Genomic DNA, 17,086 nt, shown 5'->3' with positions numbered 1-17,086 from the left:
TCACCCCACCCTCGGCGGCACGGTGGTTGCTCAGAGACCGGTGGCGATCTTGACCACGACCTGTTCAGGGGTGACCTCCTGCACGGTGAGGTTCATACCCTCCGCCTGCCGACTTTCCCCCGCCGGCACGGTGACCTCCCGCCCCGCCACGGTCAATGTCACCATATTCCCCTCCACGGCAGTGAGCTCGGCATCGACGCCGAGCACGCTGATCTTGGCGTTCACACCGCGATCGAAGGTGATCGTGCAGCCGCCGATATTGCATTCGCTCTTCGTACCGGGCCCGGTGGTACTACAGGCGACCGTGCCGAGCGATACGGAGCAGACGAGAACGGATACAGCGATCAGCTGCCGAACGAGCATGCGGCCAGTGTATGGAACCCGGGTGGCTCCGCCACCGGACTCGTCACGCTCTCCCCGGCGCGGAGTTCGGCGAGAGCAGCTCAGGAAGGTCCTCACGTCCGAACGCTCGCGTCCCGGACGTCCTCCGGGACGGGCCCGAACGATTCCCCCGGCGAATGCCGGAGCATCCGGGCGTATTCCCGGGCCGAGGCCGGCCAGGGGTTGGTGATCCGGCCACTGGAGTGCTTGTACCAACTGCTGCCGGTGGCGGCCCATACAGTGCGCCGCAGCGCACGATCCAACCACGATTGATGCGCGAGCATCGCGTCGGTATCGACTTCTATCGCGGCGGCACCGATTTCCTCACGCCATCGCAGACAGCGGATGATGTAGTCGATCTGGTACTCCTTCATGGTGGGATTGCTGCCCGCGGGGTTGAAGGTGTTCGGGCCGGCGATGAGGAACGCGTTGGGGTAGCCCCGGACGGCCACACCGAGAAACGCGCGGGCACCACGGCTCCACTGTTGATGCAGCGACACCCCGCCGCGGCTGTATACGGCGATCGGTACCAGGAACTCCGGTGCCCGGAAGCCGGTCGCGTAGACGAGCACGTCCGCCGGATGCCGGCGGACGTCGACGGTTTCGATTCCGTCGGCGTGCGGTCGCCGGATCCGCGCGGTGATCAAGTCGACATCGGGACGACGCAGGGTCCGGTAGTAATGGCTGTCGATCACGATGCGCTTACCGCCTATGGGATAGTCGGGGGTGAGGTGTGCGCGCAGTTCCGGATCCGGCACCTGCCACCGCAGATAGCCACGGGCGAACCATTCGACGGGACGCGCCGACCAGCCACGGTGCATCACCGGGGCCAGAACCGTGTCGGCACCGCGGTGGAGTAGTGCCCGATACAGGCGGTGCGCTCCCGGAGCCCCCAGCGCGACACGGCAGACCGGACCGAATTCCGAGCCGGGTTTGGGCAGCACCCAGTGCGGGGTGCGTTGGAATACCCGTACCCGGCGAGCGGCGCGGACGAGGGCGGGTAGAGCCTGGGCGGCACTGGACCCGGTGCCGATCACCGCGATATCCCGGCCGCGCAGATCGTGGTCGTGCTCCCAGCGAGCCGTGTGAAAGGCCGGGCCCGCGAAAGCGGATACCCACGGCAGTTGCGGAATGTAAGGGCGGTGCAGCTGCCCCACCGCGAATACCACCATCTCGGCCACGAGCCGCTGACCGGTAGCAGTGGTCAGTTCCCAGCGGCCACGGCCGTCGAGGTAGGCGGCCTCTGTGACGGCGGTGGCCGGTCGGATATATGGCCGCAGACCGTGCTCGTCGGCGACCCGCCACAGGTAGTCGAGAATCTCGGCCTGTCCCGGGTATCGGATGCGGCGGCTGCGATAGGGGGCGAAGGAGAACGAGTACAGGTGGGAGGGAACGTCGCAGTCACATCCGGGGTAGGTGTTGTCCCGCCAGACACCGCCGATATCGACCCCCTTCTCGAGGATCACGAAGTCATCGATACCCGCGCGCCTCAGGGCGACGCCCATCCCGATCCCACCGAACCCGGCTCCGACCACTGCCACCCGGTAATCCGACATCCCACTCACCACCTTTCATCCCGAACCGCCTATAGTCAACGATCAGCAATCGAAGAAATGACAGCGAAACAGAGGAAGAGCAGTTGGAAAGTGGTACAAAAAAACGATTTTCGTCCAACACTCCGAAGCTGCGTACCACGTCTGATACAAATGGCAACGATACAGCAAACGTAATGTTTCGGGCATCGGAACATCATGCGAAGACACGAAAACGCCTCACCCCACGCGCGAATCGCCATCCCCGGCCCGACCCATCCGGCCGACGCCGTGACCTATGCGCGAGGGGCCGACAGTCATAGCCATTACAGAAAAATTATGAGTTTCGTCTCATGAGGCACCGCACCTCGGGCGCACCCCGAATCGGGAACCACCCGAGATCCGTGGACGATGCCGTTCCACGTTCCCACCGACGACCACCACCGGCCCCACAACCCCCATGCGTTCGGGGCATAGCCGCCTGTCGGCCCGGCTCTGTTCGCTAAGGTCTCACCCACGTTCCCGATGTGGATCACGCGCGTTCCGGCACGCTCGGCGATCCGCACGAGAGCGGACCGTGATCGACCAGAGAGTGATACCGCACCGCATGGCCCCAACCCGTCGCTCCGTACGCCGCGTCCAGCACACCCGATCACGGCACCCACTGTTCGGCCAGCTGTTGACCGCTGCCGTGGACACGGCATTCGACGCGGTGGCAGTCCGATTCGATCCGACCGGAGACCCCACCGGCCGGCGGGAGCTCACCTACCGGGAGCTCGACGAAGAGTCCTCACGACTGGCGCGTCATCTCATCGGTCACGGCGTAGGCCCGGGGGATTTCGTCGCCGTGGCACTTCCCCGGTCGATGGAACTGGTCCTGGCGGTCTGGGCGGTGGCGAAAACGGGCGCGGCCTACGTACCGATCGACCCCACCTATCCGGCGGACCGGATCGCGCATATGATCACCGACTCGGGTGTAACGCTCGGTATCACGGTCACGACATATCACACCGTTCGGACCACCACCGGAGTCGAGTGGATCGAACTGGACGATCCCATCCAACATTGCCGGATCGCTATGCGCCCGGCACATCCGGTGTCCTACGCCGATCGTCTGCGCCCGGTGACGGCGCAGCACATCGCGTATGTCATCTTCACGTCCGGTTCGACCGGGCGCCCCAAAGGGGTGGCGGTCACCCATACCGGTCTGGCGGGGCTCGTCGAGTCCGAGATATCCCGCCGCGGGGTGACCCGGGAGTCCCGGATCGTCCAGCTGTGCTCACCCAGCTTCGACTTTTCGCTGATCGAGATGCTGCTCACGTTCTCCGCCGGAGCCACCCTGGTGGTACCGACCGTCTTCGGCGGCGCCGAACTCACCGAACTGCTGCACCGGCAGCGGATCACGCATCTGTTCATCACGCCGAGCGTGTTGGAATCGCTGGACCCGAGCTGCCCGAACGAGTTACGCACGATCGTCTGCGGCGGGGACCGGTTGGGTCCGGAACTGGTCGCGCGATGGACGCGGCCCGGATGCTCCGTCCACAATCTGTACGGGCCGACGGAGGCCACGATCATCGCCACCGGCACCGACGCGCTGACACCGGGCGACCCGGTTCATATCGGCACTGCCATCCCCGCCATGGGCACCTATATCCTCGACACCCACCTCCGACCGGTACCCGAGGGGGTGGTCGGCGAACTGTATCTGACCGGCCCCGCCCTCGCCCTCGGATACATCGGCCGACCGGCGCTGACAGCGGAACGTTTTATCGCCAACCCGTTCCGGACAGGCACCGCGGCCACCCGCATGTACCGCACCGGCGATCTGGTTCGCCGCACGCCGACAGGCGAGCTGGAATACCACGGCCGAGTCGACTTCCAGGTCAAGATCCGTGGTCTGCGTATCGAACTCGACGAAATCGACAACGCCCTTACCCACCACCCCGATATCGACTACGCTGCCACCCTGGGTGCCACCCTGCCCTCCGGCGCGCAGGCACTGGTGTCGTATGTGCTGCCCCGCGCCGCGACCGGTGGCGGGCGGGTACGCCCCGATACCGCCGAGCTCACCGACTTCCTGGCGAAGACCCTACCCGCGTACATGATCCCGGCCACGATCATGGTGCTCGACGAACTACCGCTCACCCCCGTCGGGAAACTGGACCGCACCGCCCTACCGAAACCGACGCTGGGCACCCGTCGGTTCCGCGCCCCGACGACATACGCCGAGCAGCTGGTGGCAGACACCTTCGCCGCACTGCTGCTGCCGTCGGATGACCGGCCGGTGGGCGCCGACGACGACTTCTTCGACCTCGGCGGCAACTCCCTGCTCGCCACGCAGGCCGTGGCCCGGATCGGTACCGCGCTGGGACGCCGGATTCCGGTGGCCTGGCTATTCGACGCGTCGACGGTGTCGAAACTCGCCGCTCGACTGGACGAGCAGAAGGACCGGTCGCCGGTGCCCGCCGCCGCGCCGCGGTCGATGCCGCGACCGGAGCGAATCCCACTGTCCTATGCCCAGCAGCGGATGTGGTTCCTCAATCGGTTCGACCCGGCGGCGGCGAACAACAATATTCCGCTCGCCGTGCGACTGAGCGGGCGACTGGATGTATCCGCGTTGCGTGCCGCAATCGCCGAACTCGTCGCGCGCCACGAGGTGTTGCGCACCAGCTACCCGGAACACGACGGTATCGGCAGCCAACATATCCACGACCCGTCCGAGCCGGATGCGCTCCCCGAACTGACGGTGCACACCGTCGCCGAGACGGAACTGGCCGAACAACTGGCGACCGTGGTGCTCCAGGGTTTCGATGTCACGGCCGCCCCGCCGATCCGGGTGTGCCTGCTGCGGACGAGCGATACCGAGCACGTACTGATCTGCGTGATCCACCATATCGCCGGTGACGGATCGTCCCTGGTCCCCTTGGCCCGCGACCTGATGACCGCCTATTCGTCCTGGCGCGCCGGCGTCGCTCCCGCGTGGGACCCGCCGGCCCTGCACTACGCCGACTACACCCTGTGGCAGCGTGAACTGCTCGGCGCCGAAGACGATCCCGACTCGCTGCTGGCCCATCAGCTCGAATTCTGGCGGGACCGCCTGGCCGATCTCCCGGAGACCCTGGACCTGCCCGCGGACCGCCCCCGCCCCTCCGTGTTCTCCGGACGCGGCGCCACCTACGAATTCCCCATCGACGTATCGCTGCACGCGGGGCTGCAACGCGTGGCGCAGCAGCATGATTCGACCCTGTTCATGGTGGTGCACGCGGCGTTCGCGCTTCTGTTGGCGCGCCTGTCGGGAACCTGCGATATCGCTGTCGGTACTGCGACGGCGGGTCGAGACCATGCCGCGCTCGGCGATCTGATCGGCATGTTCGTCAACACCCTTGCGGTGCGCACCGATATCGATCTCGACCTCAGCTTCGCCGAACTGCTGCATCAGGTGCGCGGCCATAATATCGAGGCACTCGCCAATGCCGACGTGCCGTTCGAACGCCTGGTGGAGCTGCTCGCCCCGACGCGGTCCAACGCGTACCATCCGCTGTTCCAGGTGGTGTTCAACTTCCACAATTTCGCCTACCCGACGCTGGAGCTGCCGGAGCTGACCGCCACCGCCCTAGAACCCGCGGTGCCGCTGGCGAAATTCGATCTGGAACTGACCGTGATCCCCCGCGAGCAGGACCGGGTCCCGCTCGGGATGTCGGCGGCGTTCACCTACGCCACCGATCTGTTCGACGAGGCCACCATCGCCGGATTCGCGCGCCGGCTCACCGCGGTCCTGACCGCCGTCACCGAATCGGTGGACCGCCCGGTGGGTGATATCGACCTGCTCGATCCCGCCGAGCGCGCCACCATCCTGCACGACTGGAACACCACGCGACACCCACTATCCCCGGGCCCGATACTCGACGCCTATCGGCGGGCGGTGGACCGGTATCCGGACGCTCCGGCCATCGCCGATTCCGGGACCGAGCTCGCCTACCGGGAGTTCGACACCCAGGTGAACCGACTGGCCCGGGTGCTGATCGATCGGGGTGTCGGCGCGGAGTCCCTGGTGGCGCTGACGGTACGCCGCTCGGTGGACCATCTCGTCGGTATGTACGCGGTCCTCACCGCGGGCGGCGCCTACCTGCCGGTGGACCCCGATCATCCGGCCGAGCGGATCGCCCATGTACTCGTTACCGCCCGTCCAATGTGCGTGATCGGCCGGGCCGACGATACTGTGCCGGTCCCCCCGGACATTCCGGTCCTCGACCTGAATACGGCTGTACCGGACCGTATCTCCGGCACGCCGCTGTGCCCCACCGAACTGCTGCGCCCTCTTCTGCCCGACCACCCGGCGTACGTGATCTTCACCTCTGGCTCGACCGGACGCCCCAAAGGCGTCCTGATCACGCACCGCGCGATCCACAACCACATCACCTGGATGCTGCAGCGCCATCCCATGGGCCCCGGGGACGTATACCTGCAGAAGTCGCCGACGGCGTTCGACATCTCGTTCTGGGGCAATCTCATGCCACTGGCGTCCGGGGCGAAACTCGTTGTCGCCGACCGGGACGGGCATCGCGACCCGGCCTATCTCGTCGCGGCCATGGCCGAGCACGGGGTCACCGCCACCGATTTCGTACCCGCGATGGCGGAGATGGTCGCGGCGCATATCGAGCCCGGATCGCTACCGAAGCTGCGAGATCTGTTCGTCGGTGGAGAAGCGCTGCCGCGGGATACCGTGCAAGCGATCCACACCGTCACCGACGCTCGCGTCCACAATATGTACGGACCCACCGAGACGACGGTCACGGTGACCACCTGGACCGCGGGCCCGGACGAGAACTCGACGGTAACGATCGGCCGTCCGGGCTGGAACACCCGGGTCTATGTGCTGGATTCGCGGCTGCGTTCGGTGCCTGCCGGAGTGCCGGGGGAACTGTACGTGGCCGGTGTGCAGTTGGCGCGCGGCTATGTGCAGCAGCCGGGAACGACGGCGCAGCGGTTTGTCGCCGACCCGTTCGGCACCGGCACCCGGCTGTACCGCACCGGCGATCTGGTCGTCTGGCGGGCGCCGGACGCGGGTCGGCCGGCCGTGCTGGATTATCTGGGCCGCACCGATTTTCAGGTGCAGATCCGCGGCCGGCGGATCGAACTCGGCGAGATCGAGAGCGTCCTGCGGGCGCAGCCGACGGTCGGGCAGGCGGTCGCGACGGTGCTGTCGTCGCCCGGGGGCGACCGGCTGGTGGCATATGTGGTTCCCCGCTCGGATGAGACCGTCGACCGGCGGCGGCTACAGACCGCTCTCGCCGGGGCGCTGCCCGACTACATGGTGCCGTCCGCGATGGTGGTATTGCCGGAACTCCCCGTGAACGCCAGTGGCAAAGTGGATCGCCGCGCCCTGCCGGAGCCGGTGTTCGAGACCGCGGAATACCGTCCGGCCCGCACCACCGCCGAGCGGTCCGTCGCCGATGTGTTCGCCGAACTGCTCGGCGTCGAACGGATCGGAATCGACGACGATTTCTTCGCTCTCGGCGGTAATTCGCTCCTCGCGACGCGGGCGGTGGCACGGCTGAACGAAGCGCTCGACACCCGGATCGGGGTGCGCGACCTGTTCGAGGCGCCTCGAGTGGCCGCGCTCGCCGCGCGGCTGCGTCCCGGCGCCGGAACCGTTCGGCCACCGCTGGTTCGGCTGCCTCGACCCGACCGCGTTCCGTTGTCGCTCGCCCAGCAACGAATGTGGGTGCTCAACCGGATGGATCCGGATTCGGCCGCCTACAATCTGCCGTTCGCCATCCGGCTGTCCGGTGTCCTCGATCCGACGGCACTGGAACATGCGGTCGGTGATGTGCTGGAGCGACACGAGGTATTGCGCACCCGGTTCCCCGCCGATGCCGACGGCCTGCCGTATCAGGAGACCCTGCCGGTGAGCACGGTGCTGCCGGGCGGACTCCCGGTCGAACCCGGCGGCACCGATGAGATCACCGACACCCTTGCCCGGGTGCTGTCCACCGGTTTCGACATCACCGCGGCGTCGCCGGTGCGACTGCGGCTCTTCGGCTCCGGCGAGGACCATCTACTGGTCATCGTGGTGCACCATATCTGTGCCGATGGGGCGTCGCTGGCCCCCCTGGCCCGCGACCTGGTGACCGCCTATACCGCCCGCTCCGGCGGCGGCGCACCGGAGTGGGCGCCGCTGCCGGTGCAATACACCGACTACACGCTCTGGCAGCACCGGGTCATCGGCGGCTACGACGACCCGGACTCCGTGGCCGCCCGGCAGCTGTCCTATTGGCGCGCGCACCTCGCCGGATACACCGGCCGGCTGGAGCTGCCGCTGGACCGTCCGTGTCCTTCGGCGCCGTCGGCCCGCGGTGGGTCGACCGCGCTCACCGTCCCGGCCCGGTTGCACGGGCGGCTGGGCGGGATCGCCCGCGATCACAACGCATCGTTGTTCATGGTGTTCCACGCGGCGCTGGCGGTGCTGCTGGGGCGGATTTCGGGCAGCGGAGATATCGTCATCGGCACGCCTGTCGCCGGTCGCGGCGAACGTGCCCTCGACGATCTGGTCGGAATGTTCGTCAACACCCTCGCCCCGCGCACCGAGATCGATCCGGGCTCCACCTTCCATACCCTGCTCGATCAGGTCCGCGCCGCCGACCTGTCGGCCCTCGCCCACGCCGATATCCCGTTCGAGCGAGTGGTGGAGGAGATCGCCCCGGACCGCTCGGGCACCCATCCGCTCGTCCAGGTGATGCTGTCGTTCCAGAACATCGAGCAGCCGACACTCGAACTGCCGGGACTGGCGGTGACCGCGGTGGACACCGGGACCGTGACGGCGAAATTCGATCTGCAGGTGATCGTGGAACCGCGCTCCACCGGCGACGGCTCCCCCGCCGAGGTCGAGGTGGTGTTCATCCACGCCACCGACCTATTCGACGACTCGACCGTCCGCGCGCTCGCGCGCCGGTTCGAACGGATCCTCTCCGCGGTGGCCGCCGACCCTGCGGCCGCGGTCGGCGATATCGATATCCTCGACTCCGACGAGGGTCGGCCGCTGCACACGGCCGCCATCTGCCACACGCCGTTACGACAGTTCGAACCGTCCGCGACCACCCTGCCCGAACTGGTCGGCGCCCAGGCTCGACTCCATCCGGAGGCCACAGCGGTCCGCTTCGGCACTGCCTCGGTGTCCTTCGACGCCCTGCAACGGCACGCGAACCGGATCGCGCGGGCACTCATCGCCACGGGCGCCGGGCCGGAATCCCTGGTCGCCGTGGCGGTACCGCGGACCGAGTTGCTCCCGATCGCGCTGCTCGGGGTGCTCACCGCCGGGGCCGCCTACCTCCCGATCGATCTCACCTATCCGGCCGAACGACTGGAATTCGTCCTCACCGACGCGAACCCGGTCTGTGTCCTCACCACCGCCGAGCACCGGTCGCAGCTACCGGATACCGGGGCGTCGGCGGTTCCGATCGACGAAATCCTTGCCGAGGATGCGGATTTCGACGACGAGCCGGTCACCGACGCCGATCGGACCGTTCCGCTGCGGCCGGACAACCTCGCCTACGTCATCTACACCTCCGGTTCCACGGGTGTGCCGAAAGGTGTCGGGGTGACTCATCGCAACGCGGCCGAACTGTTCGCGAACACCCGTCCGCTGTTCGGTTTCGACACCGCGGATGTGTGGACGCTGTTCCATTCCTTCGCTTTCGATTTCTCGGTGTGGGAACTGTGGGGCGCGCTCACCACCGGTGGCAGCGTCGTCGTGGTCGACCACGCCACCTCGCGGTCGCCGGAACTGTTCCACCAGTTGTTGGTGCGGGAGCGGGTGACGGTGCTGAACCAGACACCTTCGGCGTTCTACCAGCTTGCCGACGCCGACGCCGACCCGACGGCCGGGGATCTCGCGCTGCGGTATGTGATCTTCGGCGGTGAAGCGCTGGATCCGCGGAAACTGCGGCGCTGGTACGACCGCCGGACCGGCAGCTCGGCGCCACGATTGGTCAATATGTACGGCATCACCGAGACCACCGTGCACGTCTCGTTCCTGCCGCTGGACGAGACCGCGGCGGGCACCCCCGGCAGCCCGATCGGCGGGCCGCTGCCCGGCCTCGCCACCCCGGTACTGGACGCCCGGCTCCACCCGGCACCGTTCGGCGCCCCCGGGGAAATCCATGTCACCGGTCACCAGCTGTCCCGCGGCTATCTGGGCCGCCCCGGGCTCACCGCGACACGTTTCGTCGCGAACCCGTTCGGACCGTCCGGCTCCCGGATGTACCGCTCGGGCGATATCGCCCGGTTGGTACGCGGCGGCACCGCCGAACTCCCCGCCGCCGACGAGCCCGGCTGTATCGATATCGGACTCGCCTATCTCCGGCGCGGTGACCAGCAGGTTCAGCTGCGCGGTTTCCGCATCGAGCTCGGCGAGGTCGAGGCGGCACTGTTGCGCTGTCCCGGGGTGCGACAGGCCGTCGCCACGGTTCACTCCGCTACCACCGTCGGCGAGCGGCTCATCGCCTATGTCGTCCCCACCGCGGGCGCGGATCTCGATCCGGTGGACCTTCGGGTCCGGATATCGGACCGGCTCGCCGACTATATGGTGCCGGCGGTGGTCATGGTCATCGACGGACTGCCGTTGACTCCCAATGGCAAACTCGACCGTCGCGCACTGCCCGCCCCGCAGTTCCGGACACATGCCTACCGGGCGCCCGCCACCGCGGTCGAGCGGACCGTAACCGATATCTTCGCCGAGGTGCTCGGAGTCGACCGCTACGGTATGGACGACAATTTCTTCGAGCACGGCGGGAATTCGCTGGTGGCGGTGAAGTTGACTGCTCGGTTGTCGGAGGCGCTGGGAACGCGGATCCCGGTGATGCGGGTCTTCTCCGCCCCCACCCCCGCGGACCTGCTCGCCCATACGGATGGAGGATCGGTCGATACCGAGGCGGCCTTCGACCTGCTGCTCCCGCTGCGACCGGCCGGTTCGTCCGCGCCGCTGTTCTGTATTCATCCCGTCTCGGGGATCTCCTGGTCGTATGCGGGGCTGGCTGCGTATCTGCCGCCCGATCGCCCCCTCTACGGCCTCCAGACCCCGGCGTTGGCGGTGGACGCGGAACTGCCGGATTCCATCGAAACCTGGGCGACCCACTATCTCGAGCTGATCCGCTCGGTACAGCCGACGGGCCCCTACCATCTGCTCGCCTGGTCGTTCGGCGGCGTCATCGCCCACGAGATGGCGGTGCAGTTTCAGCGCGCCGGAGAACAGGTGGCGCTGATCGCGGTGATGGACGCCTATATGCACGATCCATCCGGGACGCTGACGAGCACGGTCGCCGGGAACGCCGCGCAGGTGCCGGTGGCGGAGCTGCTGGGCGGGCTGCTCGGGGAGCAGGCCGGTGACCTCGGCAACCTCGCGGATTTGGATTGGACCACGCTTCCCGGTCTGGTCGCCGAACTTCCCGAACCGTTCGCGTCGTTCGGCGCCGATCGGGTTGCCCGCATTCTCGACGCGGCGGCGCATTCGGTGCAGTTGCGCAGTATCTACCGGCCGGCGGTGTACCGCGGAGACGTCGTCTATTTCACCGCCGCCGTCGACGATCCGACCGGCTGTGTCGGCGCCTCGCTGTGGGCCGAGATCGTCGACGGTACCGTCCACAATGTCGCGGTCCCGACCACCCACTGGCGGATGACCTCGGCAAGCGGGCTTGCTCGGATCGCCGAGGTATTGACGGTCCGATGGGACACCGGGCTCGTCGATACCGGAACAGCAATAGCAGCAATAAATGGAGAATGATTTACATCACATAGCAGGCAGCTATTGACTGTATTGATGGTATGGAATTCCATTAATTAGCTTTATATTTGCGGCCTCGAACGAGGTGTACGCGCCGATCGCCCTCGCGAGCCCGCGCCCCGCATCCTGCCCTGATGGGACATCTGTTCGCTAATGTCCGATTCGCCCCCTCGGCCATGGCCATACGCGGGCGATATCGTCGCGTGTCCAGGGTCGATGCGGGCATCGAGCCACCCGAGAGTGATAGGGCACCGCATGACCGCTACCCGTCGTCCCGCACGCCGCGCCCCCCATTCTCGCTCCCGGCATCCGCTGCTCACCCAGTTGCTGGGAGCCGCGGTGGATACCGCACCCGACGCCGTGGCGGTCCGGTTCCCCGCCACCACAGAGCCCGTCCTCCGAAATGAACTCACCTACCGGGAACTCGACGAGGAATCGTCGCGGTTGGCGCGCCATCTCATCGCCCACGGCACGGGGCCCGGCGATTTCGTCGCGGTGGCCATCACCCGATCGGTGGAATCGGTTCTCGCCGTATGGGCCGTGGCGAAAACGGGCGCGACCTATGTCCCGATCGACCCCACCTATCCCGCGGACCGTATCGCGTTCATGGTCGCCGATTCCGGCGTCACGCTCGGTATCACCGTCTCCGCCCATCGCACCGCACTCGCGACCACCGGCACCGCATGGATCGAACTGGACGATCCCTCCCACCGGGACCGGATCGCCGCACGGCCCGCACACCCGGTGTGCTACCAGGACCGGCTCCGACCGCTGACCCCTGGCCATATCGCCTATGTGATCTTCACGTCCGGTTCGACCGGCCGCCCCAAAGAGGTGACGGTAACCCACGAAGGACTTGCCGGACTCGTCGAACACGAAGTCTCCCGGCACAAGGTGACCCGCGAATCCCGGGTCACCCACCTGTGCTCACCCAGCTTCGATGTCTCGGTGCTGGAAATGCTGCTCGCCTTCTCCGCCGGCGCCACGCTGGTGGTGGTGCCACCGGCCATTTTCGGCGGCGCCGAACTCACCGACCTGCTACACCGAGAACAGGTCACCCACCTGTGTGTCACGCCGAGCGTGCTGGAATCGCTGGACCCCACCGTCCCGAACGACCTGAAATCCGTTATCTGCGCGGGGGAACGGGTGGGTTCGGAGTTGGTGGCACGGTGGGCCCACGTGGATCGCTCCGTTCACAACCTGTACGGACCGACCGAGGCCACGATCATCGCCACCGGTAGCGACGCGCTCGTACCGGGCGACCAGGTTCATATCGGCACCGCCGTCCCTGCCATGGGCACCTATATCCTCGACGCCCACCTGCGACCCGTCCCCGACGGTGTCATCGGCGAGCTCTACCTCACCGGTCCCGCGCTCGCCCTCGGATACCTTCACCGCCCCGCGCTCACCGCAGAGCGTTTCCTCGCCAACCCCTTCCCCACCGACAAATCCGGCACCCGTATGTACCGCACCGGCGACCTCGTCCGCCGCACCCCCGCCGGCACCCTCGAGTACCACGACCGGGCCGACTCGCAGGTCAAGGTCCGCGGCCTCCGTATCGAACTCGACGAAATCGATAACACCCTCACCGCACACCCCGATATCGACTACGCGCTGACCCTCGGCACCACGCTGCCCACCGGCACCCCCAGGCACTCGTCTCCTACGTACTGCCCCGCCTGGAACACACCGGGCAGGGCGGCGACCACCGGCTACCGCCGTACACCCCGGGGTGGTCCGAAGGCAGGCGGGTGCAGCCGGATACCGCCGCACTCACGGACTTCCTGGCCGAAACCCTGCCCGCGTCCATGATCCCGACCACGATCATGGTCCTCGACGAGCTACCGCTCACCCCCGTCGGCAAACTGGACCGCGCGGCCCTTCCGGAACCGGTGTTGTGCACCCGACCGTTCCGGGCACCCGACACACCGCTCGCACGGCTGGTCGCCGACACGTTCGCGGTGGTGCTGTCGCCATCCGAGGGACCCACACTCCACCCGGTGGGCGCGGACGACAACTTCTTCGACCTCGGTGGCAACTCCCTGCTCGCCACCAGGGCCGCGGCCCGGATCGCCGACACCCTGGGGCGTCCGGTACCGGTGACACTGCTGTTCGACGCGCCCGTGGTCGCGGAACTGGCCGAACGGCTGACCGCACCCGCCCCGTCCCCGGCGGCCGGTCTGCTCGGACCCGCCGACGCAGTACGGGCCGAGACAGCGTTCGACATGCTGCTCCCATTACGCCCCACCGGATCGAGCACACCACTGTTCTGTATCCACCCCGTCTCCGGAGTGTCCTGGCCCTTCGCGGGTCTGTCCGCCCACCTGCCTTCGCACCATCCGATCTACGGGCTGCAAACGCCCGTACTCGCCGCGGACACGACACTGCCGGAAAGCATCGAGGAATGGGCGGCATGCTACGTGCGGCTGATCCGCGCGACGCAGCCCAGGGGCCGTACCGTGTGCTCGGCTGGTCGTTCGGCGGCGTCCTCGCCCACGAGATCGCGGTGCAGCTGCACAATGACGGGGAACGGATCGACCTCCTCGCGATCATGGACGGGCGAATGACGGTCGACGTACCCGGCGCGACCATCGGTGCCGTCTGGAAAGCGCAGGTACTCGACCTGCTCGGAGAACTCACCGGCACCGAGGTGGACTGGTCCGAACTCCCTCGTCTGGTGGCCGAACTCCCCGACCCGTTCGCCTCACTGGGCGCCGACCGGATCGTCCGCCTCCTGAACGCGGCGATACGTTCGATGGAACTCCGCGACGCCTACCGGCCCCCGACCTACCACGGCGACGTCGTCTACTTCACCCCTGCTCTCGACAACTCCATCGGCGTCAGCGCGGCACGCTGGGCGGAGATCGTCGACGGCACGGTCCACGAGCACGCGATACCGACCACGCACGACCGAATGGCGACTCCCGCCGGATTCGCCCGAATCGCCGACGTCCTGATGGCCGCATGGGAGGGCGGGGAAGCCCGCGGACGCCGCTCACGCTCCGCCTGAGCCGCACTGCGGGCCGGGACACGGCCTAACGATCAACGGCATCGTAAATCCTTCTCACACCAAGGGCATTCGAGTGGTCCTGCAGAAAGGCGGACACCTCCCGGACGCCCACACAGCGCGGATATGGACGGGCACTCGATGTATTCGAGCCGGCCGAGAAGGGGCAACACCCCCTGGTCAGGGCGCTTTCGGTGACGGCGCTCGGTGGCTTGCCCTCCTGTTCCACTATGAAATTCATCAGGGTTCGCGAATGTCGGCCATGAAAGTCACCCGGCCGGACGTGTGCGGAAACGAACCGCTTCCGGGACTCGGCGGCGACCTGATATGGGTTGTATCCCGGCTGTCTCCTCACGTTGTTGTACCAGTCGCACAACGACTCGTGGAATTTGCGCATACCGTTGATCTCGCCGCTCGACCTACTCATCGAGGTTTCCGGTCGCTGTGACCAGGTTGTCGGGCAGCAGCCGAAAAGGGTGGAGTCGACCTCGGGGCCAGGCCGCGGATGACATGGGTGATGTCCACGACGGTATGGAAGACCACCAGGTTGGCCGGTAGGACGTCGAACTCGATCAGCTTCCCCTCTCCGGGATCGTTGTCGACGAGCATGCCGTTATTGCCGAAGGACGGTCACTCGGTGAAACCGCGGTAGCGCTCGACCTTGTTGGCGGCGGTGGTGACATGGACACGCAGAGTCGGGTCGGCCGGGTAGCGTCCGGTGAGCCCGCTGCGGCCGGCCCCGCGGAACACCTTGGCGATGTGTTCCTTACGCGAGTTGGACTGCAGCCGCCGCCTCAAGGTGGTCGAGAGCAGGCCGTCCTCGCTGGTGGGGACGGCCACCTGCACGACATCGCGCCAGTGCCGCTCGATCGGCTTCCGGTCGATCACGTTGCGGCGGCGGCCGCCGAACAGCTCGTCGATGGGTGAGCGGATCAGGTGCCCGCCGGTGCGGAAGAAGGTCAGGTCGGTGAAGTCGCGGGTACAGGGCATCGGATCGAACCGGAACAGTATGGACAGAGTGAACACCAACGCGAACCGGCCTTGTGGTAGGCGATGCCGCCCACATCCCATACCGGATGGATATCTCGGCCGGCAAGGTGTCGATGGAGGTTTCCACCTGTGTGCGGTCGCGCACCATCGACAGCTCCGTGTCGAGATCCCGGCGATGTGCTCGGCCGCCTCCGTACGGCCGATGTTCACCCTGTCGGTGAAGATCGCCATACAGTATCGCCCGAGGATCGAAATCTTGGGACCCGAAATGTCATTTCAGCCAGAACGTGGTGCGCGCCATCGCGTCCGGCAACAACCGCGGCAGTATTCGCCGCGCGATGGTTGCGGCCGGCTTCTCCGCCGCAGCGGAGTAGAGAATACATTCGACCGCTTCCCTTACCGCCATGAAAACTTGGGGCGAGCAATGGTGTTCCCGCTGCTGAATCGCCTGTTACGGTGACGGCACCGAAAGATCGCCCGTGGTCCGTTCTGCAGTAGGTCGAGCACCGGATTCGCCTGCTGTCCCCTTGCCGTTCACCCGACAGCACACCGTCGGGTGTCGGTACACGGACACCCGAGACAGGACTTGCCTCAATGGTTCATCCCCAACCGCCCAACCCCCAGAACCCGCAGTATCAACCCGGAGCGTGGCAGCCCGGACCGTATGGTGGTGTGCCGCAACAGCCTCCGCAATACGGTATGCAGCCACCCGGGTACGGGCCGCAGCCCTATCCGCCGCAGGGTGGATACCCGCAACGTCCGGGCGGTGGCGGGAACAAGGTACTGTTCGCGATCCTGGGTGTGGTGGCCGTGCTCGTGGTCGTCGCCGGGGTCAGCGTCTTCTTCCTGTTCTCCGACGGTGGGCCCGTGGGCACCTCACAGGACGATCCGCGTGGGGTGGCGCAAGCCTTCGTGAACGGCGGCGGGAACCAGGAAGACCTGCTGTGTCGGGCGGATCGAGGCCAGATCGAGGACGCCGAACAGTCCCTCGGCACACAGCCGACCGACATTCCGGATATGGACATGAACGTGAAGTCCACGCTGAAAAGCGTCGACGTTCCCGACGGCAGCGACTCGGGAACGTTCACCGTCGAGGTGTCGATGGACATCGCGGGTGAGAGCATGAACCATACGGTCACCTACGATCTCGTCAAAGAAGACGGCGAGTGGAAGGTGTGTGGCCTGCTCGACTTCCCCTGATCGGTTCCGTGATCGGGGCGGGGTTCTCGCCGCACCCTCGCCCCGGCGGCCCGGACAGCCGATCGGACGCTCGGGAGGCCACCGGCACCGCCGTGCGGGGTCCCGAGCGCCGTCTCGGTCACGGCTCGGAACGGATACCCGTCACTACGCCGGAACCAACCGTGGCCCTTGGATTCTCCGTGTTCGATGTGCGGCCAT

Annotated in this window: 7 protein-coding genes and 1 pseudogene; 4 read left to right on the top strand and 4 right to left on the bottom strand. The window is 66.9% G+C overall.

Annotation, left to right across the window (positions count from 1 at the left end):
• Nucleotides 1–30 precede the first annotated feature (30 nt).
• A complete protein-coding gene (locus ON20_RS39860; protein ID WP_040835275.1) occupies nucleotides 31–363 on the bottom strand; it encodes a hypothetical protein in 333 nt (110 codons plus the stop codon).
• 92 nt (nucleotides 364–455) lie between these two features.
• A complete protein-coding gene (locus tag ON20_RS39855) occupies nucleotides 456–1,937 on the bottom strand; it encodes a flavin-containing monooxygenase (RefSeq protein ID WP_051162252.1) in 1,482 nt (493 codons plus the stop codon).
• 583 nt (nucleotides 1,938–2,520) lie between these two features.
• On the opposite strand from ON20_RS39855, the gene ON20_RS11975 reads away from it, so the two are divergent.
• The 3 genes and pseudogenes from ON20_RS11975 (at nucleotide 2,521) to ON20_RS40540 (ending at nucleotide 14,701) form a co-directional block, all read left to right on the top strand.
• Nucleotides 2,521–11,691, top strand: coding sequence for a non-ribosomal peptide synthetase (locus tag ON20_RS11975; RefSeq protein WP_051162249.1), 9,171 nt, complete (start codon nucleotides 2,521–2,523; stop codon nucleotides 11,689–11,691).
• Nucleotides 11,692–11,946: 255 nt separating this feature from the next.
• Entirely contained in the window at nucleotides 11,947–13,503 is a 1,557-nt protein-coding gene (locus tag ON20_RS11970) for an amino acid adenylation domain-containing protein (protein ID WP_051162247.1), read from the top strand.
• Nucleotides 13,500–14,701: pseudogene (locus ON20_RS40540) on the top strand (thioesterase domain-containing protein). The gene ON20_RS11970 and the pseudogene ON20_RS40540 overlap by 4 nt, the downstream one beginning before the upstream one ends.
• 420 nt (nucleotides 14,702–15,121) lie before the next feature.
• Here ON20_RS40540 and ON20_RS11960 read toward each other — a convergent pair.
• Together ON20_RS11960 and ON20_RS11955 are read right to left on the bottom strand one after the other, a co-directional pair.
• Nucleotides 15,122–15,307: a hypothetical protein gene (locus ON20_RS11960; RefSeq protein ID WP_040835273.1), complete on the bottom strand. Its 186-nt coding sequence runs from the start codon at nucleotides 15,305–15,307 to the stop codon at nucleotides 15,122–15,124.
• A gap of 21 nt (nucleotides 15,308–15,328) precedes the next feature.
• Nucleotides 15,329–15,724 carry a Tn3 family transposase gene (locus tag ON20_RS11955; protein ID WP_157228809.1) on the bottom strand — a complete coding sequence of 132 codons (396 nt, stop codon included), beginning with the start codon at nucleotides 15,722–15,724 and terminating at the stop codon, nucleotides 15,329–15,331.
• Nucleotides 15,725–16,360: 636 nt separating this feature from the next.
• Here ON20_RS11955 and ON20_RS11950 point away from each other — a divergent pair.
• Nucleotides 16,361–16,888, top strand: coding sequence for an Rv0361 family membrane protein (locus ON20_RS11950; protein WP_218002502.1), 528 nt, complete (start codon nucleotides 16,361–16,363; stop codon nucleotides 16,886–16,888).
• Nucleotides 16,889–17,086 lie beyond the last annotated feature (198 nt).

The sequence above is a fragment of the Nocardia brevicatena NBRC 12119 genome (genome assembly GCF_000308495.1).
Taxonomy (GTDB): domain Bacteria; phylum Actinomycetota; class Actinomycetes; order Mycobacteriales; family Mycobacteriaceae; genus Nocardia; species Nocardia brevicatena.
Note: the sequence above shows the minus strand (reverse complement) of the source record. Positions and strands in the feature narration are given on the sequence as shown.